General features: G+C 34.0%; 13 protein-coding genes. All 13 read right to left on the bottom strand.

What is annotated here, in order from left to right; genetic code table 11:
* Positions 1–56 precede the first annotated feature (56 nt).
* The 13 genes from Q5N74_RS13045 to Q5N74_RS12985 all read right to left on the bottom strand — a co-directional run bounded on the left by Q5N74_RS13045 (position 57) and on the right by Q5N74_RS12985 (position 22760).
* Entirely contained in the window at positions 57–986 is a 930-nt protein-coding gene (locus Q5N74_RS13045; protein WP_304389302.1) for a family 16 glycosylhydrolase, read from the bottom strand.
* Positions 987–1072: 86 nt separating this feature from the next.
* Positions 1073–2641: a T9SS type A sorting domain-containing protein gene (locus tag Q5N74_RS13040; protein WP_304389301.1), complete on the bottom strand. Its 1569-nt coding sequence runs from the start codon at positions 2639–2641 to the stop codon at positions 1073–1075.
* A 27-nt stretch (positions 2642–2668) separates the two neighbouring features.
* Complete coding sequence (locus tag Q5N74_RS13035) at positions 2669–4933, bottom strand: beta-galactosidase (RefSeq protein ID WP_304389300.1); 2265 nt, start codon at positions 4931–4933, stop codon at positions 2669–2671.
* A 258-nt stretch (positions 4934–5191) separates the two neighbouring features.
* Positions 5192–5962 (bottom strand): HpcH/HpaI aldolase/citrate lyase family protein, encoded by a 771-nt coding sequence (locus tag Q5N74_RS13030; RefSeq protein ID WP_304389299.1) that lies wholly within the window; start codon positions 5960–5962, stop codon positions 5192–5194.
* Positions 5963–6121: 159 nt separating this feature from the next.
* Positions 6122–7552 carry a sulfatase-like hydrolase/transferase gene (locus tag Q5N74_RS13025; RefSeq protein ID WP_304389298.1) on the bottom strand — a complete coding sequence of 477 codons (1431 nt, stop codon included), beginning with the start codon at positions 7550–7552 and terminating at the stop codon, positions 6122–6124.
* Between the two features lies 1 nt (position 7553).
* Positions 7554–9542, bottom strand: coding sequence for a glycoside hydrolase family 127 protein (locus tag Q5N74_RS13020; protein WP_304389297.1), 1989 nt, complete (start codon positions 9540–9542; stop codon positions 7554–7556).
* 33 nt (positions 9543–9575) lie between these two features.
* Positions 9576–11069 (bottom strand): family 16 glycosylhydrolase, encoded by a 1494-nt coding sequence (locus Q5N74_RS13015; protein ID WP_304389296.1) that lies wholly within the window; start codon positions 11067–11069, stop codon positions 9576–9578.
* Positions 11070–11078: 9 nt separating this feature from the next.
* A complete protein-coding gene (locus tag Q5N74_RS13010; protein ID WP_304389294.1) occupies positions 11079–12644 on the bottom strand; it encodes an MFS transporter in 1566 nt (521 codons plus the stop codon).
* Positions 12645–12682: 38 nt separating this feature from the next.
* Positions 12683–14581, bottom strand: a complete 1899-nt coding sequence (locus Q5N74_RS13005; RefSeq protein ID WP_304389293.1) for a CRTAC1 family protein — start codon at positions 14579–14581, stop codon at positions 12683–12685.
* 301 nt (positions 14582–14882) lie between these two features.
* Positions 14883–16337, bottom strand: coding sequence for an NAD-dependent succinate-semialdehyde dehydrogenase (locus tag Q5N74_RS13000; protein ID WP_304389292.1), 1455 nt, complete (start codon positions 16335–16337; stop codon positions 14883–14885).
* Positions 16338–16350: 13 nt separating this feature from the next.
* Positions 16351–17508, bottom strand: a complete 1158-nt coding sequence (locus Q5N74_RS12995; protein ID WP_304389291.1) for a mandelate racemase/muconate lactonizing enzyme family protein — start codon at positions 17506–17508, stop codon at positions 16351–16353.
* Positions 17509–17777: 269 nt separating this feature from the next.
* Complete coding sequence (locus Q5N74_RS12990) at positions 17778–19514, bottom strand: RagB/SusD family nutrient uptake outer membrane protein (RefSeq protein WP_304389290.1); 1737 nt, start codon at positions 19512–19514, stop codon at positions 17778–17780.
* 36 nt (positions 19515–19550) lie between these two features.
* Positions 19551–22760, bottom strand: a complete 3210-nt coding sequence (locus Q5N74_RS12985) for a TonB-dependent receptor (RefSeq protein ID WP_304389289.1) — start codon at positions 22758–22760, stop codon at positions 19551–19553.
* Positions 22761–23458: the final 698 nt, after the last annotated feature.

Raw genomic sequence — 23458 nt, 5'->3', positions numbered from 1 at the left:
AACAGGATTCTAGAAAGTAATTACACCCTCTTCATAAATTTGGTGGTGGTTGATAACTAGATTTTCTCCCAGACCCGCACATAATCCACATACATGGTAGTAGGCATACCAGATAATTTAGCTGAAGCTTTAGGGCTTGTTTCAGGATTTATAGCATTGTTTCTGTTGTTAAAAAATTCAACAAAAGGTTTTCTCAATCCCAGTGAAAGCGTCACATTCTTAGGGCGTTTCCAGTAAATATTTGGTTTTCTTCCAACTTCTACTCCATCAACATACCAGATAATTTCCTGCTCGTTAACTTCACATCCATAGATATGAAAATCTTTTGTAGGGTCCCATGGCGCTCGCCATTTATTCAATTGTTCATTTGGATATTTTTTAGGTCGCCTCCAATCCCCCTTTCCGTTTTGCTTTACTACGGCATGTAGATTTAAATCCAAATCTTGAATGTCGTCTTGATGCCCTTCATACCAATCAAATTGTTGTAATTCTACAATATCAATTTCACTGTATACCGTTTCACCTTCTTCAACAGAATAATCAAAGTTACTATATAACCAAAATGAAGGACAAACACCTTCTCCAATATCGGCTCCTTTAATTTTAGCTTCAAAATAACCGTAAGTAAACGTATGGTACGATTTTAATATCCCAGATTTAAAATAAGTGTCTCCATCCGGAGCATTGTTTGGGTTTTGCCGCATGGTTAATTCGGCAATGCCGTTATTAATATTTACATTTTCTGAATTGTCCCATTTCCAAGCTGTGGTATTAGGAAGATTTCCTGTTTTAATCCATTTCTTCCAATCCGGACTTGAACCATTAAATTCATCAGAGGCACTCCATTTGATAGTCCATTGATCGGATGAGTTAGCTGTTTTTATTGGTTTTTGCCCGTATGCAAACCCGAATATTGAGATGTAAAATAGTGCAAAGAATACTAAATTCGAATAACTCGAACAACGTTTTTGTTTTAATTTTTTCATCTTATAGCCATTAAAATGTTTAGTTTGATTGCAATCTAATACTTAGTAAGGTATTACTTTTCAACTCACCTTTTTTTATGAAAGCGTTAGTTAACAATTAATTTTCTACTTACAACCTTATAATCAATTTGAATTTTTACGAGGTAAATACCCTTTACTAATTTCAATTGAGATGGATTTATATGAATTTCTGATTTCTGAATATATTTATTTGATAACACGTTTTTGCACAATAGATTATAAATGTCTACGGCTACATTTGATACTTCTGGAATATCAATTGTTAAAATTCCGTCTTCATTACTAATTGGATTCGGATACATTTTTACATGGCTTTCAATATCAAAAGAATTAACAGACAACGCTGGACAGTTATTTGAGTTTACCTGATTATTATCTCTTGAAATAACTAAGGAAACAGACCAATTAAAACCTGTTGCTTTATTCATTAGCTCAGTCGATGTTGGGACATTTATGCTATAATATCCGTTACCTGTAGCACCTCCAGTGGTACTTGCACGATAAAGTAAGGGCGCTATTGATGGTCCAAGATGGTAGGTTTCCATATCGGGAATTGGGTTTGGTCTCAATATGTTTGGATCCGTTCTTAATACACATGGAACCCATGGAAAAACACCTTGTTTTACTTGTGCATTTGTACCATAACTAGAGGTAACATCTGTGATTCTCGAATCTGGATCGAAGGTTCCAATGGTGCTTAAATATGCTCTATCAATACGCACTGCCGCCATACAACCAGTCGCTTCAATCTTTTGCACATCAACCCATCCATTTGTGGCATCCCACGGTTGCAGCATCACTGCTGCATTTCCTTCGGTACATTTAATATTATATCCTGAAATCTCAGACATTTTTGCGACACTTAGTGGAATTGCTCCGCCAGAGGCACTAACGTCGTCACTTTCAAGACGGAGTGTAACACCACCTCGTAAGGATGTTAAATCTTTAAACAGCAACCGTTCTCCAGTTCGTACCTGAACAACACCATAACCGCCATGGGCATTTATACTGGTTAAATTTTTTATCAATCCTTTAACTGGTCCTGTCCAAATGTCGTTTCTCTTACTTGCAGAACAGTTTAATGCCGCATGAATGGTGCCGTTGTCGTCAATATAACAATCGGCCACCATAAAATTTTCAGTTTCTTTTACATTGAAGGGTGTAATTCTGGTTTCTTTCGCTAAATGGGTTAAATCTATTTTAAATTGTCCGCTTAATGCTCTAATGCTCACGTTACTAGATTTTACCGAGGTATAACCAATACGAAAAACAGACAAATTAGGAAGGCTATTAACGTCCGCCGTTTCATATGGTTTAACCACTGCTAAAGCATCAAACATTAAATGCACATTAGACTTTAATTGAATTTCGTTAAACTCCCAATTACCAGCAGAAATTGTAACAACACCACCGCCAAGACCAGTTAAAGTATTAATTGCAGTTTGCAAGGTAGTAGAATCGTCTCCCACATTATTAACCAAGGTTATTCTTTGTGCTGGAGGAAAACTAGCCGAATCATCAGTAAAAAAATCACTTTCTACTCTATCGACTGGAAACATTGAAGGTGCATCAGGTTGGGCAAACCCCAAGTTTATCAAAAATAAAAATAATGCTGTGATTGTAGTTTTTTTCATGGATTTAAACTTTAATAGTAATTGATACTATTTATTTTTCGTTTTTACTTCAACAAATAATACTTCGTATGGTTTTAATGTTCGTTGAGAACTTATTGAAATACCGTTTAACAAATCGAAACAAGTTGTCTCATTATTCGAGTTCCTAAATTGAATATTCAACGTCGCATTTGTTTTTCCTAAATTTATTATGGACAGTACATTGTTGCCGTTTTCATTCTTGATACATTTCCATGTACAACCTTTTATATCGGTTCCGTTTTCTTCTATAATGGCAACTTCTGGTGCATTATTTTTTTGTTCCACAATTTGTAATGCTTTCAATTTCATTTCTTCTAATGAATCAATGATAATTAATGTCCCTTTACTTTGAGTTAAATCTGGTAAAGCAATACCATATTCATTAAATTTCAAACTCACTTTATCAACTATCACTATTCCGCCTTTATCTAAATAACTTTGAAGTTGTTCTAATTCGTCCTGTGTTACCTGTTCTGTTTTTTGAACCAGCACAACATCCCAGTTTGACGGGTCTTGCTTAGCTATAATATTTTTTGTTGCAAAGCCCAAGGGAATGCCTTCAAAATTTAAAGACTCATAAAGCTTAAATAAATGGTCCATGTACTCGCCTTTATTGTGCGCAGACGTTTTTGAATAATAAATACGAATTGGTTTACGTTGATTTTGCATCGCCGTTATTTCTTCACTATATGAATTTAAATCCATTATAGTTGAATGCAATTCATTCGTAACACGAGGTTGCTGGTTGTTTGACCCACCGTAAGCATTATCACTAAAGTTTTCTTTTAAGGAGCCATCTGCTTTTCGTGGCCAATACCAAGTTTGTGAAGCATTCATTCCTAAAGTAGTTGCAGCCCAATAAACGGCGCGAGCATATTTTGGATTCATATACAAGTCTCGTGTATGACTAGTACTTAATAAATGACTTTCAGAATTAAAATTTATTTGATTTGGCTGTACAGATTTAAAGAAATCGTAACCCAAAAACAACTCTCTCCAACCAAAAATATAGTCATCTTCCCATCCCATTTTCCCATTGCGTGTGTAATTATAGTGTGCCGCAATGTCGTTGCCATTTATTTCACTTAACTCCGTGAGCGCCTCTAAATCAATTCCTGTACATGGGTCGTTGTCGGTAAAAAATGAAGGCATAATTTTTAATTGCGCTTTTGCACTCGGATCATATTTTCTTATTTCCTTTTTCATCCAAGTAAACCATTCCAATACACGCGCGTCGTTAAACGTACTCCAGTCATACCATTGGGGCGTTCCTTGTCGTGAAATATCTATGGGATTTTCAATAGTTACTTCATTAAACGATGTATAATTTGTGTTCCAAATTTTATTCAAATTAGCTATGGAACTATGTTTTTCTTTTAACCAAACTTTAAACTTTTCAATAGTAAAATTACTTACGGCACTATTATACCAAACTTTTTTATTACCATTTTTATAATTAATCCAACGCGGCTCGTTACAAAGCATATAACCCAAATTGGTGTATTTATTTCCTGCCATTATTGGGACCGTTTCTTTTATTAAAAAAGACATCATTTCCTTGGCTCCCGGATTATCAATATCATAATCAAAAAAAGGAGGCCCTTGAAACTTGGTAAAACCATCGCCATATTTGGTTGTTGCCCATTTTGGAACGCCTTTATTATTGATAAAAACGAAACCAGGGGTTATACTTGGTTTACTATCTAGATTACTCAGAATATTTTCGTTTACTTTTCCTGATGCATTTATTATTTGTGCGGGAGAAATAAAAAAACCGTCTAAACTTCCATAAAATTCTTCTAATTTTTTTGTTTCAGGTTTCCAAGTATAATCTGCTAAAAATACAGGACGATTGTTGAATGTAATTTGTGCTTTCTCTACATTCACTTTTTTCCAATCAACGTTAGGAATTTCTTTTCTATTTACTTTCCCGTCTTTTAAAAGTGTCAAGTATTCTATAGCTTCATCTAACATTTTGATGACATCAGTTCTTTCAAAATTCGGAAGTTCCGTTGCAGTTTCGAATGCCTTATCTTTATAATTACTAACTAGTTTAAACAGCTCGGTATTTGTTGCAACATTTTTCTCATCCCAATTTGCGAACTCTAAAAAAACCTCTGCTGTACGAACGGTCATTTTTTCTTTCAAAGCATCTTTAGCTTGTTTCTCTACTTTTGAAATAAGGGTATTTAAGGTTTTGATTTTAGCTTGCGCCAATTTTTCTTGTGTTTGTGCATTGCATAAACCCACAAACAAAAGAGTAAAAAACATTAGAAACACCTTTGATTTTAACCGAATTAGCATATTATCTATTTACTAAGAATTTTTTATTGTACAATTTATTTCCGTCTTGAATGGTAATGGTGTAAAATCCGTTTCATAATATTTTACAATTGATAATTCAAGTATAAAGAACCTGATTTTACGAATTTAAAAATGAACAAAACTTACCCTTTACCAATTAAAAATTATCTAATTACAATTTTAAATGGTATACATGTTTATTATCCTACTAATAAAAAGATAAATTTAGACTGTGATACGGTCTTGGGATTGTGCGTTCATCTTTTCTACAATGCCTTTACAGGCATCGTAAAAAATACCGACATCTACCGCGTAAGAAATATATTTAACACCAAGATCTATCCATTGTTTGGCAGATTCTGGACTTTCTACAAATGTACCTACTACTTTTCCTAAACGAGATGCCTTTTCTACAATCCCTTTCATTTGCGAAATCACGATTGGATGATTTACTTGCCCGGGTACGCCGCAAGATTGAGACATATCGTATGGGCCAATGAAAATAACATCGACACCTTCCACTTTTAGGATTTCATCGATGTTATTAAAGGCTATATTTCCCTCAATGTGGATAATAACGCCCGTGTTTTTGTTTGCGTCACCGAAATAATTCTCCTTAGGCATGGAAGCATAATCTGCGGCTCTAACATATCTACAAACACCCCTAGAACCTTCTGGAAAGAACTTTGCAGCTTTAACCACACGTTTTGCATCTGCAGCAGTTTCTATTTGAGGCACTTGAACATACGCAGCTCCAATATCCAATGCTTTTGAAATCATGTTTTCATTGATTTCCGGGACTCTAACTACCGGAACAATATTTTTGGCTTGTGCTGCCCTAACATGGTTTTGAATAGTTTGGATCGAATTTGGACCATGCTCTAAATCAATAATCACAAAATCGAAGCCCGCGAATGCGGCTACTTCTACTAAAGCAGGATCGCTTACTTTCATAAATGATCCTATTACAAATTTTTTATTTTCGAATAAACTCATCTCTTTTATTTAATAATAAATTCATACCTCGAATTATTGTTAGTACTTTCTGTGCGTATTAATTTTTTTAACATGATTCGAACGGTTTCAAATTAAGAATCAGTATGAAATTTGAACAAAAGCGGGACAATAGAAAAAATGCCGATACTAGAATGTTTTTTAAAACCCAAAATTTCCACCGTATTTAAAATGTTCTGTAGGTTTTGATGACTGTTTAAATAACGCTTCAAACTCGAGAACCTTCTCAGGAAATTTTATGGCGATATTATTTGATTCCCTAGGATCTTTAGATAAATCATAAAGTTCGGTTACATTTTTCACTCCATAACGCACTGCTTTCCATTTATCTTGACGAATAGCTTGCCTAAATCCAAGATCATTACCATCTTTAGGTTTTTGGTTGAGATGAAGTCCCCAATATAAATATGGGTGAATAGACTGCTGTGATTTGCCTAATAATGTTGGTAATAAAGAAATTCCATCCGTCTGTTTTGGTACATCAATACCAGCAACTTCAGCAATGGTTGGCATCATATCTTGAAATGCAGCCACATGAGTACTGGTTGAATTAGCCTTAATTTTATTAGCCCAAACCGCAAAAAAAGGAACACGAATTCCGCCTTCATATAAATCTCTTTTTTGTCCACGAAGCACTCCATTACTAGAAAAGAAATCTTTATCATGACCATTTTCCACATGACCACCATTATCACTTGAAAAAATAATTAGAGTGTTCTCTAATTGACCATTAGATTCTAAATATCGTATTAATCGACCTACTTGCTCATCCAAAAGGGTAATTCTAGTGGCGTGAAGGCGTTCCAGCTCTGGCCAATTCATAGATTTATACATATTCTTATTTCGAATATGTATTTCGTGGGCATGAGGAACACGGTATGACATGAATAGGAAAAAAGGTTTTTCGCTACTCCTTTTTTCAAAGAAATCAATTGCTTGGGTTGTACGAAACTCATCCATACAACTATACTTATCATAATCATACCTCTTAGAATCCATGAGGCCATTAACCCAATCCATATCAGGATCTATTTTAAAATCCCCATTTAACCGAGACCATTGACCCTGTACCGCATAATCAAAACCACGATTTGCTGCCCAAGTTTCAAGATAATATGGGTCGTCCAAATGCCATTTGCCAAAAAATATAGTTTCATAACCAGCAGGTTTTAACATTTCGGCAACTGTTATTTCAGTCGGTTTTATAGATACGCGATCTAATTGATTTCTATCTGTATAAAAGCCAGTGTTCCCACGAACTGAACTATGCCCAGAGTGTATACCAGTCATCAAAACAGCTCGTGAAGGTGCACAAAGCGCATTACCAGCATAAAAATTTGTAAAACTCATTCCCTTCGCGGCTAATGCATCTAAAAAAGGTGTTTTAATTTGTTGTTGTCCATAGCTCCCAAGTTCTCCATATCCTAAATCATCTGCAAGTAAAAAAACAATATTAGGCTTTTTTGAGCTGGCTGTATTTGATTGCGCATTAGCTGTAAAAATAACCATAGCAAACAAAAGACTATTAGCAACATATAAAGATATTTTTAATATACTTTTTTTATATGCCATATCAATTCCAAATAATAGGCATAAATACCGTCATTTCTGCTTGCCCTCTGTTACTCCAAACAAAATACGGCACCAATTGTGTTTTAAACGATGTAAAACTCGGCTTCGTAACTGTTTGATACATATCGTCATTTTTACCAGTTCTTAACAAGAGTTCTGTTTCTACAACTGTTACACCACCTAAAAAGTCATTTTTATGGACGGCATTTAATGGAGAGTTTGTGTTATAATAAATATCTAAAATAGAAGCTTCCTTTGGTAAGTCTGGTGTTTCTATACAATATACAATCGGCCCTCTTTTTACAGCAACTTGATTTCTTACTTCTTCAATTCGGTTATGACCTTCAACTAAAGTTACTTCCATAGGCATATCTAAAATAATAACATCGTTAGCTTTCCAAACGCGCTTTATGGTTGCAAAATTTCCAGGATTAACAGTAACACCAGCGTCTTCACCATTTACTTTTAGAGTACTACCTACTGCCCACTTAGGGATTCTTACTTTGATTTCGAATGCTGAATTTTTACATTCATCTACAGTTATTTTAACTAGTCCTTTCCATGGATACTCTGTATCTTGAGACAGTTTTAATGGCGAGCCATCTAACATGGTTGTGTCCAAATTATTCCCTCCGAATAAAACAACAGCAACACCATTTTCTGATAAATTATATGCCCATCCTGAACTTTTACAAATGGTTCTTACTAAGTTAGGTGGACAACAAAAACACTCTAAATAGGGTTGTCTAACTGGGCTTTCAGTAACATCAGCGTGCGAATCGTAATTTCTAGAATTGTTAACCATCCTTAATGGATTGGAATAGAAATAATCTTTCCCTTCAACGCTAATTCCTGATAAACCACTGTTATATAAAACAAGTTCAATAATATCTGCATATCTGGATTCGTCTTTAATTGCCATCATTCTACTGCTAAACATGGCGTTACATAAGTTTGCGCAGGTTTCGTTATAAGCAGTCATATTCGGCATCATATAGGCGTCTATAAAACCTTCTTCAATCATATCTAAATTGGTAGAAGCGCCGTAATGTGCTTGACCTACGGCACCAGTTACATACATTTTCTTACCTGTAACATTTTCCCATAAGGCGTCTAAAGCATCAAGTAATGCTTTTTCACCAGTTTCGGCATACACATCGGCAGCTCCTGCATAATAATACAAAGCTAAAACGGCATGACCAACGGCTTCTTTAGATTCTCTAAAAGGCGTTCTTTCTTGAACCATATCACCAATTGGATAACCAAGTGTTGTAGAATCATGCTTAATTTCATAAGTTCCTCTTCTGTTGATGAACTTTTCGGCAAGTTTTAAATATTTTTTATCTCTTGTAGTTCTATACAATTCTACCAATCCCATAATTTGAGTTTGGTTAAATCCAAAACGCTGATAATGTTTTGTATCAGGCATAAAATAAGCACATAACAAATCGGCCATTTTTACAGCAATGTCTAAAAAATTACGTTGACTAGTAATTCTATAATGAACAGATCCTGCGATAAACAAATGCCCAAAATTGTACATTTCATGGTATTTTCTATTTTCAAAACGGTCTACACCTTCTGTAATTTGAACATGTGTATGAATGTAACCATCTTCTTCTTGAGCGCGTCCAATAACACCAATATATTCATCTAATTCTTTTAATATAGATTCGTTTTTAGTAAGACCGTACACGTACATTTTGGCTTCCATAAATTTATAGAAATCGCCATCATGCCAATAAAATCCTTTATGAACACCTTTCTTTTCTCCAGCGGCAATTTTGAAGTTGTTTAAGCCATGACCGATGTCTCCACATAATAAATCGCCCATATAAGGAAGCATTTTATCTTCTGCAATTTTTACTTTTTCAGCCCAAAATCCTGAATTCCATTTACAGTCTCCAAAATTGATGCTTTTTAACTTTACAAACGGACTCTCAAAATTGTTTGTTATGGCGTTGCTATGTTTGTTTGAACTTGTGCTCATAATAGTATGGTTATAGTGTAATCTTATTTTAATTTATTTTTTTGCTTTTTTTATTGCGATATCATCAATAAAAATTTTCGGAGCTTTATCTTTCGGTAAATCTTCTTTTCTAATTTCTATTTTAAGTTGATCGTTTTTTGCTGAAGCTGCAGTTTTTGAAATGTTGGCCTCAAGAGTTACCCATTGACGTCTAGCTAATTTAGATAAATCTTTAAAAACAATTTCTAACTTAGGATTTTCAAAGGAAACATATATTTTTTCCGAAATCCTACCTTGATCCAACCATACTTTCATAGAAAAAGTGTAATCACCAGTTCCTAAATTTATGGCACCTTCAGGTGTTAAAACAGAAGCTTTTTCAATTTCAAAATTTTCGCCTTTACCGTATCCTGCAAATTGAAGACTCTCCACGCCACTTGCATATTGACCTTCTACAATTGAAAAATATTTAGAAGACCCTTCATCAATTAACCAAAATTTTTGATACGCATTAGCATTAGAATCTTCAGGAACCATGGTTAATGGTCTTGGGACATCTTCAAATAAGATTGGACCTTCAAAACCGTAAAAAGCACGGTCTTTTGCCAGTAAATTATCCGAAGGTTTTTGCCAAACTCTCATATATTCAATTTCAAAGTCGACTGGTAATTCTTCTTTATGCGGAAGACCTAACCAAAAGAAAATTTCAGAATCCAACCAAACCTCCATTGGGTTGTTAAGTACCCAGTCTAACCCCACATCGTTTTGAGTAAAGTGGTGAACTAATTTACCATCAATAAATAATTTTAAGAAATCTTCGCCCCATTCTGCACCATAAACATGAAATTCATCAGCAGTTCTATAAGGTAAATCTTCAGTATGTTGAAATACATTTGTTGGTCTTTTAGCTGGTGGACTCCAATCGTGAGCCGTAGCTAAATAAGAATTTGCCTTAATGTTTCCCGATTTTTTGGGGTTACCCATTAATTCATACACATCCAATTCTTGTTCATAACCAATAGCCCAAAATGCACCTGTAATAGCAGCATTTCCTACTTTAGATTTTACTTCCATATACCCGTTTAAAAAACGTTTTTTAGAAATAACTCCAGCGGTTGTTACAGGCATCGGTTTTCCTTCATATTCACCATATTTGGCAGTTCCCATGTTTCCATCGGTATATGTTTCTTGAAAAAATGGATAATCAGGCTCCCATGCAGTTCTCAATTTTAATTTCCCATCTTCTACACGTACATTATGAGGCACGAATTGTGAAGGTGCACGCCCTTTCCAAATGTAATAATCGCCATTTTGACCTTCAACAAACCATTTTGTGGTATCTATTGAAGTACCTTCAAATTCATCACTAATTTCGTCATTTAAAACCCATCCTTCTTTGTTTTCTTGGTCTGAAAATGGATTTAAAGTGCTTTTAATAGTTTGAACCGTTTTATCAGTCTTTATTTTTTTTTGGGCATTACAACCAAAAACTACTAATAATGCTAAAAGGAGTATGAAATTTGGAACGTGTTTTAGTTGCTTTATCATTTTAATCAGTTATTTTGTTTTTAATTTTAATTGAATCTCTTCTATCGTTAAATTTTTAGTTTCCGGTAGGTATTTATAAAGAATTATTAATCCTATAAAAACAATTCCACCATAAAATAAAAATATAGTACTTGCACCCATGGTGGCCAGTTGCCAAGGAAAAAGAAACTGTGTTAAAGCACTTATAGTACTAGAAAGAAGTGCGAAAAATGGAATGGCAATTCCTCTAACTGAAATAGGGAAAATTTCTGAAAGCAATACCCACATAATTGGGCCGACCGAAAAATGAAATGCTGCGATAAAGCTTAAAATACCAATAAGAATTAAAGTGGCATTAAGTACGGCCGATTTTTGAAGAAAAACACTAGAATTGTCTCTGGCAGAAATATCTCCCATAACCCCTTTTACGGCTTCTTTAAACTCTATATCTGTTGCAAATTGTTGACCTACTAAGGTCGTCAATTTTTCCACATTTGGTATATCGCTCATTTCTGCAATAGCCTCATTAGTTACCTCGTATTTTGCGGAACCAAAGCCATAAGCACATATTCCAAGACTTAAAATTACCCAAATTAAACCAGAAATCATCATGGGGCGTCTTCCTAACTTGTCTATTAACACTAATGATAATACCGTAAAAAGAATACTAACTAAACCTATCCAAATGGCTTGTTGAAATGCTGCTTGCTCTCCTAAACCTAACTGCTCCATTACTGTTGGTGCATAGGTTAAAACAGCATTGATACCTGTAGATTGTTGCACTATAGCCATTGTAAATGCTACGATTGTAACGATAGTCATCTTTTTACTAAAGATTTCTTTCATCTGACTTCCTACTGATCTGTCTTGATTACTTTCTTGAACACTTAGTTGCATTTCTGCTACCTGTGCATCAATGTCATTTTCTGGAACAACTTTGGATAATGTACGTTTAGCTTCTTCGTACTTACCTTGATATATTAACCAAGCTGGACTACGGGGTACAAGATAAAGTAATCCAAACCAAATTAAAGCTGGCACAATTTCAATACCTAACATCCATCTCCAAGTATATTGTTTTAATCCAATGGCAGTTACCCATTCCGCATCAGAATTAGTATTTTGAAGTATCCAATAATTAATAAAATATGCTGCTGTAAGACCAATAACTATGTTAATTTGAGTCATTGACACTAACTTTCCTCGATACTCGGCAGGTGCTATTTCTCCAATATACATAGCTGCTAGAGTAATTGAACTAAATGCTAAACCTCCAAGAAGTCGCGCTACAAATAATGTAACAAATGTAGGTGCAAAAGCAGAACCTAACGCCGATATTAAGTACAACGCAGCAATAACTTTTAAAGTTGCTTTTCGTCCGTATTTGTTACTCGACCAAGCTGCTAATGGTAAAGCAATTAAAACACCTATTCCTGGTCCAAAACCTAAAGCACCAACTTGCCACTCATTTAAATTGAACTCTGCAGTAATGAATTTAAATGCTCCAGAAATTAAAGCGGCATCAAGCCCAAAGACAAAACCACCCATTGCTACAATGGTAGAGTATTTATAGGCGTTTTTTTTAAAATTGCTCATATTAAGTAAATTATTTAGTTGGTTTGTTGGTATAAATATTAATTATTTTTTCCTATTAAAACTTTAGTATTCAATGTGGTGATACTTTTTTCTATGGTTTCGCCATTTGTGTAGGTTACTTTTACTTTTACAGCCTCCTTGCATGTTCCTAATCCGAAATTCATAAAATTGTTAAGCCCTTGGGAATATTGTGCCCCTGTTGAACCTACTCTTTGAATTTGAGTGTTTTTGCACGATTTCACTTCCACCTTGGCTCCTAAAGCGGTTACTTTTCCTGAATTAGAATTTCCCACTTCTATCGTGATAAAATGATTGTTTCCAGCTTCTGCTAATTCATTTTTAAACAAGTGCCACAATCCTCTTTCATTGCCCAAAACCACATCGATTTTTCCATCTTGGTTATAATCGATGGTCTCAACCGCCATTCCTATGGCTCCTAATTCTTTAGAAATGATTTGATGATTGGTTAGTTTTTCAAACCCTGATTTTCCTTTATTCAGAAAAATTATCGACTCATTAGCATGAATCAAATTACCTCTTTTTACAATTAGGATATCTTGATACCCATTATTGTCGAAATCTGCAATGGTTACACCTTCATTATTTGATGTTTCAAAAACATGTTGTTCTTTAGTAACATCAACCAATTTCCGTTCTTTGTTTTCTAATAAAATATCGCTTAATTCTTTAGGATGATTATATTTTGGATAATCTTCTACGCCATGAACAATACCTGTTGATGGTGCCGAAAGATAACCGGCTATTCTCCATTTTTTATTGCCTATATAACCAATGTACCAGCCTGATTTGTCTTTAAAATTAGTATTATCTGGAAATCCAAATGCATTACTATTCACCAATTTAATATCTTTACCTGTATGAGTTTCGCCTTCAAATGTATAATCATAGGATGCTTCACCAATATAATAAGTATCAGCATTTGGCCATTGCGATTGCATATTTTCTAATTTTAAAACATCTCCAACGGGCATTTCAAAATTAAATTCGCCACGTTTTGTAAAAAAACCTAAGGTCTTTGTTTCATTATCAAAAAAGGTTTCTCCAATTTCAAAACCATTTCCTCTTGTAAAATATAAGTCTAAATCGCCATCGTTATCAAAATCAATTTCAGCGATTCCTGTTACATCTTTAATATCATAAGGAAGTACTTCCTTTGAAACGTCGGTAAAAGTTAAATCGCCATTACCTTTAAATGCTTTAACGGGTCCATTTCCGTACATTACTAAATCGAAAACGGCATCGTTATTAAAATCTGTCACCAATGTTTTTTGACCATCAGCCTTTACTGCTGGTAGTGTAGAATGAAGGATAAGCTCTCCATTACCATTATTTTTATATACATAATTTTCACTTTCGCCATTCTTTTCAGCCCCTGGAAACGCAAAATTCAACAAATCTAAATCTCCATCATTATCGCCATCCAAAAATTGTAAGGTTCTGCCTCGCATTAACTCTAATGGGACATTAAAATCAGGTAAAGCAATGAACTCTCTATTTTTAGTAACTCTAAATGTTTTTGAATTTCTGGCATTGCTACCCGAACCGCCTCCACGAGACATAATGACTTCCAAATTTCCATCAAAATCAAAATCACCAACAGCAACACCATGTAAATCTCCCATGATAAGATCATAAGGTTTTTCGAATTTACCATTGTTATTCCAACAGACTTGAATACCAAAACCGTGGTCGTTTATCAATAAATCTTGATAACCATCTTGGTCTAAATCGGCTACTACTGGCGCATCCCATTTTCTTAAGTTTTTCTCTTGTTTTGGAAACTCTTTAGTAACCTCGTTAAAAAAATCTTTCGAATTACTTGTATTTGTTGCCTGTGCATTACCAAAAGAAATGGCAAAACAAATCAGAACAACTGTTATCAATAATGAGATATGTATTTGGGTATTATTTTTCATTTTTTACTTTTATTCTTTAATAAAACAGCGAGGTTTATAAAGTCACATTTATTACTTTGGAATTTTTTTACCGAAGGAGCTTCAAAATAGGTTACTGGCGTATTGCCTTCGCCAATTTCTAATTCATACGACTCACTTTTTATAGGTTTTTTTGAACTGTATAAGATGAAATGCTATTTAGTTTTCTGGCTAAATATATTTTAATAATGAAATAAACTCTTGCCTTTGAATGCTGAAATATTTATTACTAATAAGGAAATAAATAAAAACAACTTTTTCATAATAAATAATTTCATCCAGATTAAATGGCTGATGAAACTCGTTTTTTAACCAAATAATCTTCCAAAGCTAAGTGAGAACAATCGTGTCCAATACCGCTATTTTTAAAGCCTCCATGTGGTAAATAGATAGCATATTTAACACCATTTATTTGAATTTCACCAAACTCTAAATCTTCAGTAAACCGCTCAATTCTCTTATTATTATTAGTAAAAATATATGAAGCTAATCCGAATTCCGTATCATTTGCTAACTGTAAAACTTCCTCATCTGTTTCAAAAGACATGATGCCGGCTACGGGCCCGAAAGTTTCTTCTCTAAACAATTTCATTTCTGTTGTTATACCAGAAACCACAGTTGGTTGCATCCAATAGCCTCCTTTAGGTAAATCATGAGGAATTTTACCTCCATATTCTAATGTTGCCCCTTTGCTAACCGCATCTTCTATTAATTCGAACATTCTGTCTCTAGATTCACTAGAAGCTAAAGGTCCCATAAAAACATCTTCGTTTTCTTTAATTCCAAATCCTATTTTTAGTTCTGATGCTCTTTTTACATAAGCTTTTAAAAACTTATCATAAATGTTTTTATGAACAAATATTCTGTTTGCAGCTACACAAATTTGACCTGTATTATGAAATCTTAATATGATTGCTAAATTTAAAGCGGTTTCAAAATCTGCATCTTCAAAAACAATAAAGGGTGCATTTCCACCCAATTCCATTCCTAATTTTTTGATAGAAGTTGTACTATCTGCAATTATTCTTTGTCCTGTTTGCGTAGAACCAATCATGGTTATTACAGCTGGAATTTTGCTTGTAGTCATTGGTGTTGCAACTTCCCTACTAGAACCTGCTAAAATATTAACAACTCCTGCAGGGAAATTAATGCTATGCAAAATTTCGCCAAGCATATAAGCTGATAATGGGGATAAGGATGATGGTTTAATGATTAATGAACAACCAGAAGCCAATGCTGGCCCAATTTTATAACCCACATTTAATAACGGAAAATTCCATGCTAAATATGCAATGGCAACTCCCGCCGGTTTAGAAATCATTTTATGTGTATGTGTACCCTCGTAATCTGGAATTTGCTCTTCTCTTAAATTTTTCATGGCGTTGGGATACCACTCTAATGCTTCAGTAAGTCTATCAATATCTTCTTGCGATCCGGCATAGGTTTTACCCATTTCATGCACCATGGCTGTTTTAAGTTCGTGCTCTTTTTCTAAAATAGCAGCACGTAATTTCAGCATCCATGCTGTTCTTTCTTCCAAAGACAATTTAGACCAATACTTAAAACCTTTTTGAGATGATAGCAAAGCCTTTTCGGCATCTGCTTTTCCAGCTTTAGCTACTTGAGCAATGACTTCGCCCGTTGCAGGACAAATAATATCTTCTCTTTCTCCACTTACAGAATCAACTAATTTGCCATCTATATATAATTTTTTATAACCGAAATTTTCTGTCTTCATAACCATAATTCTTTTATAATATACTCTTTTTAAATGTTGTTTTACAAACTGCGTATCTTTCTAAAACAGCTTTATCAATATCAATTCCAAGTCCTGGTCTGTTTGGAACTTCAAGATACCCGTCCTTCATTTCAATAGCAGGAAAAGTTAATTTATCACGTAGACCATTTTCAGTTTGGTCGTATTCAATTAGGAAATCTGGTTGGTGCATTCGTCCGGGAATCGACTCAATATTTGCAATAAAATGCAATGCGACATGAAGACCGATAGACGTTCCCCAAGTATGTGGAATTAAATCGATTCCATTTGTACTTGCCAAGGTAGCAATTCGTTTTGCTTCTGTTAAACCACCAGCTGCACAAATATCTGGTTGAATAATATCTACAGATTTACTTTTGATTAATTGCTGAAACCCGAATCGTAAATATTCGCATTCACCACCTGCAATTGGTATGGATGTTTTTTGTCTCAATTCATAATGCTGATCGTAAAATTCTGGTGACAAAGGCTCTTCAAACCAACTTATATCATACTTTTCTATTTTTCTAGCAAGTTCTATAGCTTCTCTTAACGAATACGCATGATTAGAATCTACCATTAATTGAATATCATCACCTATAATACCTCTAAGCTTCTTTACATTAGCCACATCTTCTTTTATGCCTAATCCAACCTTCATCTTTATAGCCTTAAAGCCTTGCGAAATATAAAGTTTTGCTTCCTTTTCAAAATCTTTAGTAGGGTTATTATGATCGGTAAAATACATACCGGTAGCATAAGGTCTAATTTTTATTCTGTGAGCACCACCCAATAAGGTTGAAATTGGCAATCCAAGTATTTTACCTTTTAAATCCCAAATAGCAATATCAATGGCACTAATTGATGCCATTAACACTCCTCTTCGCGCAAAATCTAAAGTTTTACGGTACATTTTATTCCAGATAACCTCGTTTTGTAACGGATCTTCACCTACAACTATAGGTTCTAGCATTTTAATCCCTGTTTCTATTAATGCTGCTGGCCCGTAACCTTCGCCCCATCCATACGTTCCGTCTGAAGCCGTTACTTTTACAACACAAATGCGTCTTTCAGCATACTCCCATTGAGAAAAGAAAAAACTGTTTGAAAGTTCATCTTTTAATACAAATGCTTCTATTTTTTCAATTACCATATAATATGTTTTATTATTAAAGAAAAATATTTTTTAATGTTTGTTAAACAATAAAAACATGAATTTATAAATTGAAATTATCTTACTATTTCAATGTACTAAAATAAACGATATCTATAATTTAACACCGTGTTATATTACCCTTGAAATAATCAATATTACCTAATTGCATAAAATAACATTTCATCAAAATAACTAAAAAAACCGAGAATTATATTCTCGGTTTTTTTATAAATACTCATTTAAACCAGTATAAAAATATAAACTATTTAATAGAAATCGTTTTGTTTTAATGTAGGAGATATCTCAACCTCTGATGCAGGTATTGGCAAATAGTACATCTTCTTATCCCAAGGTCTATTAACAACTGTATATTCTACAAAAGTTACAGGTCCTGCTGTTGGTTTAGTCCAAGTTAACCCTTTTATATCAAAACCAAGTTTGTCTTCATTCATCCAACGTCGTTCGTCAAAGAAACTATGTCCTTCAAAACAAAGCTCAACACGTCTTTCTCTTTTTATAGCTGCCTTTAGAGCTGGTCCGGTAAGCCCAATAATAGTTGGTTGTTTTGCTCTTGTAGATACAATATTAAGATATGTTAATGCTAATGCATCTTTGTTTTGTTCAGCCAAAGCTTCAGCATAATTTAAATAGACTTCAGCTATTCTATATAGAATATAAGGGCGATTAGGAGAAATTTCGTTTGTTTTTGTTAATGTTTCATCTTGAAACTTTCTAATATTATAGCCTGTTTTAGATGAATGCTGTACGTTCCCCAACCCTTTAGGAGAATCTAACCCGTCTGGTGTTGTTACACTTGGAGTTACGGCCAGTGCATAATCAACAGGTCGACCTCTAAACATCGCCCCTTGATAATTAAGGTTTGCATAATACCTCATTTCTCTATTCGTATTTGGACTTGCTGGAGTTACACCCCCAGTAGCTGTTCCGTCGGCAAAATTAAACTCTAAAGCAAAATTATGGGTTGGAGAACATAAACCCCATCCACCATAGCCACTAGGTGATTGTGCTAAATCAGGCAAAGAGTTTGCTGCATTAAACCCACCTGTACCAACTTCATACAATCCAGCAGCATACGGTCTTGCAAAAAGTATTTCGCTATTTGGCGACAAAAACAATTTTTGATACGCTGCTGCATCAGCTACTTGAGGTAATGCATTATCACCAACAATGTCTATAATATCTTTTGCTGCTTTCTCAGCATCCGCCCATTTGGTAGCAACAGAATATGAATACAATTCAGTATTCTGAGTTTGCGGTAATGAAGCAGGATCATGTACTTTACTAGCAGCATATAACAGTGTTCGTGATTTAACAGCCATTGCTGCTAATTTTGTGGCTCTTCCAAATTCTGCTGCTGGACGCGTTGGTGGCAAAATAGGAGCCACAGCGTCTAATTCAGCTACAATAAACTTAACACAATCTTCATAACTGTTTCTAGTAAAACTAAAATCACCAGTTAGTTGATTTGGCTCTGTAATTATTGGTACTCCCCCAAAATATTTAATCAATTTAGCATATAAATTGGCTCTCAAAAACCTTGCTTCAGCAATTAAAAGATCTGCTTTAGCTGGATTTGCTGCTTTGGCAGGACTTCCTTCAATGTTACTCAAGAATTCATTGCTTGATTGCACATAAGACCAATAATTTTGCCATTTCACTTCAAAAGCCAACCCAACGTTTGAGGTGGACCAACCACCAGATCTTAAATTATAAATATCATTTCTGTCCTGAAAATTAAATTTAGCTTCGAATGAAGCTCCTTCAAGGTTAATTCTTTGACCCCAAAATTCATTTCTTCTAATTGCCCAACCTTCTGTACTATTGTACATGGTTACTATCAATTTCTCTACTTGATCAATATCCTGGTATATAGCAATAGGAGTAACCGAATCTTTTGGTTCAACATCTAATATTTCCTCACAACTAAACATTATAAAAAAAGCCGTTAGAAAACCGATTGATATTATTTTTATATTCTTCATTTTTTTTCTTATTAAATTATACTTTTTCATAACCCATTAGAAATTTATGTTTAAACCTAACGTAACACTCTTTAAAGATGGATACGTACTGTTTCTAAAGTTATTGTAACCTGTTGCTTCTGGATCTAGTCCTAAATCATATATTTCTGAGAACATGGTAAATAAATTAAACCCTCTAACAGAAATTTTTATATCGGCAAATTTTGTGACATCTTTTGTGAGTGTATACCCTAATTCAATTTCTTTTAATCTTAAAAAAGAGCCGTCCTTTAAGTAAAAATCGGCACCTTCAAAACCACTGTTTACCTGATTAGGACCCGTACTTTGCAAAGCACTATAAGAATCTCCTTGTCCAAAAGCACGCGGATATGATGCATCACGGTTATTTGGTGTCCATCTATCATTAAATACAAAATCTGGTTTTGCTCCTGATTGATCAAAGAAAACTAATACTTCTGCTTCTGCCTGTCCTTGTAATAGAAAATTAAAGTTCCAATTACTAAAGGTTAAACCTCCATAAATACCATATTGAATTTCTGGGATGGCAGAAGAATTTACTCGTATTCTATCTTCAGCGTCAATTTTATTATCACCATTTGTATCAAGGTAGATAGGTTCTCCTTCTACCGTACCAGGTTTTTTAACAGCAGTAGCATCCACCTGAGCCTGGTCTCTAAAAATCCCCGCTGTAGGATAAACAATATACGAATCAATAGATCTTCCTTCTCTCTTTCTATAATCAGGTACATTGGCAGATTCACCTAAATTCACTACTTCGTTTTTCGTTTTAGTAAAATTAAAACCAACATTATAGCCTACTTTTCCTATTTCGTCATTCCAAGCCAATTCTAGTTCCCAACCAGAATTGTTAACCTCTCCTAAATTTTCATCTGGTAGGTTCGGCAATGTTAACCCTGTAATATCTGGAATTGAACTGTCTTGAACCAAGATATCGGTTCTTTTTTGATAGAAATAATTAAAATCTCCAGATAATCTGCTATCAAAAAACGCATAGCTCAAACCTAAATTCTTTATCTCAGCTGTTTCCCAAGTAATATCTCCATTGGGCACGTTGGCTCTTCCAAACCCACCTACTTGTACTCCAGGAGTTCCAAAAACATAGCCATTTGGTTGATACCACCCATTACCTTGGTTATTTGAAGGATATCCAAAGTCATATCTATTTAGATATTGAAATTGATTTACTCTATCATTACCCATTATGGACCAAGAGGCTCTAATCTTTAAGGAATTGACCCAATTAACATTTTCCATAAAAGATTCTTTATCAATTGCCCATGATACAGCTACACCTGGAAATGTACCAAATTTATAGCCTGGAGCAAACCTACTTGAACCATCACGACGTAATGTTAAATCAATAAAATATTTTTTCTGAAAGTCATAGGACATTGAACCGAAATAACTTACAAATGCAAAGGTTTGTGAAGTACCTCCGTTGGTTTGAAGGGTGCTACTACCAAGATCTAGCTCCGTAATTGTATCAAAGGTAAAGCCAGTTCTTTGCGCAAAAAATGAACGGTTCTTTGTTTCAGATTGTTCATACCCTACAAACGCACTTAAACTATGGTCATCTCCAATCAATGTTGAATAATGCAGCGTTGAGTTTAATAATGATGTATTGCTTCTATTAAACGTTTCATTTAACACTCTATTTGCACTTACTTGAAACCCTTGAGATGGTACATATTCACCATTAACAAGTTGGTAATAAGTCCAAGGTTTATCCCAATCCTTTTGCTCATAACTAGTTTGACCTAAACTGGCAAAGCCTCTTAAACTTAAACCTTCAACAAATTTATCCATTTTCCATTCATAAGAAATTCTAGAGTTAAGGTTGTTAGTTATTCTATTTACAAAACCAGACGCGTTACTCGTCATGATTACAGGATTCTGTCCGTTTTCACCTCCAAAACCTGGTAAGCCATTAGGATAAACCCCAATATCAGTAGGTCGGTTTGTATAAATATGTTTGTAAATGTTTGCTCTATCAACACCAGGCTCATTGGATTCTCCTACTCTACCAGATACATCCACTCCCAATTTAAAATCTTCAAAAAGTTTAATATCAATATTTGAACGCAGTTGATATTGGTCAAAATTTAAATCACCGGATTTATAAATACCCTGTTGCTTAAGAGCATCACCACTAACAAAATAATTCACATTTTCATTACCTCCTGAAATAGATAAGGAATGTCTTGTTTCTGGTGAAGATTTAGCAAATGTTAAATCTGCCCAATTCGTGTTAGGGAAATTAAGTGGGTCGCTGCCATCCGCATATTTTGTTATATCAGCTTGTGTAAACGGTAACGCAACATTTTTTCTTGCCGCTATTTCATTTTCATAAATCGCATACTGTTCTGAGTTCATTTGATCTGGAAAAGCAGAAAATTTAGACACCGAATAAGACGTGGAAAAATTAAATTTTGGTTTACCAGACTTACCTCTTTTTGTGGTTATCAAAATCACTCCATTTGCAGCTCTAGTTCCATAAATTGCAGCAGCACCATCTTTCAAAACAGATAAAGATTCAATATCTTGCGGTGCCAATTGTGAAAACGAACCATTAGGAACTCCATCAATTAATATTAAAGGTGAATTGTTATTTAAAGTAGATTTACCTCTGATTAAAAGTGTTAAATCATTAGAATCCGTAGAACCAGGATATCCTCCTCTATCTACAACAATTAAACCAGAAACTTTACCCGATAAAGACTTGGCAACATCCTTATTAGCAGTATTTTGGATCTCCTCAGCATTTATGGTACTAATAGAACCAGTGATATCCCCTCGTTTTCTTGTGGTATACCCAACAACAACTACTTCATCGAGTTTAGCCGTATCCTGATCTAAAACTACAATAATGCTTTTGTTATTACCTACAACTACTTCTTTAGTGCTATAACCAATGTACGAAAACACCAGGACAGCTTGATTATTATCTACTGTTATACTGTAGTTCCCGTCAAAATCTGTTTGAGCTCCTACTGTTGTTCCTTTTACTATTATATTAACTCCTGGTAATGGTCCATTTGCATCCGAAACTGTTCCTGTAACCGTAATTTTTTGAATCGATCCTATTTCTGTTTTTTCTATTTCAGAAAAAGTATTTGCATGTATTTGAAAAAGTGAACATACAATTAAACAAATTGTAAGTCTTAACTTTAAATCAAACTTTAATGAATAAAGGGTATTTCCCTCTAAATTAAGGTGATTTTTCATATTTTTGTTTTGAGTTTAATGGTTTAATTAAGTTTGAATCATTTTATCTAATCGGTGAATGTTCTAGCATTTGCCGATTTTTTTTTGTAAAATGATATTAGTTTAGTTGATTGATATAGAAGTTTATGTCATATAGTACAGTTAAAGTTAGTTATAGCTTAACTCAAAATTAACATAAGATAATTTAAAAAACTGTCACATATTACCCTTCATCATAAAAAAATTACCTTGTTTTGTTTTTTTTAAATGAAAAATCTTCAAGAGATTACCCTTGAAGATTTTCTTAAATATAAAATATGTAACTCTAAATGTTACTTAATCTTTTGATTTAAATGTTTTGAAGTTCTTCACGCATTCTTCATAAAAAAGTTGAAGTTCTTCTTGAGTTTTATTTGTTATTTTTGCAGAAAAAATCAATAAAAATTTTGTTAACCTCATTTATTTTTGGTTTTTTTCATCTTCAGATTTTCGCAATTTTTTAACTTGTTAATTAACCGCCATGAAAATATAAAAATAGCCAATTGGCGCACTCATTAAATCGTTTGTTTGACCATTGTCCAGGCTAAAATATTTGGTAGCAGCCTCCACAAAAAAAATGATTTTTTTCATTTGGCAATTAACTTGTCGGAATGATTCTGCAACAGTAAATAACATTAATTAAAAACATATTTTTCTTGATTTTCCTTTAAAAATTAATT

The organism is Mariniflexile sp. AS56, assembly GCF_030552475.1.
GTDB lineage: Bacteria > Bacteroidota > Bacteroidia > Flavobacteriales > Flavobacteriaceae > Mariniflexile.
Note: the sequence above shows the minus strand (reverse complement) of the source record. Positions and strands in the feature narration are given on the sequence as shown.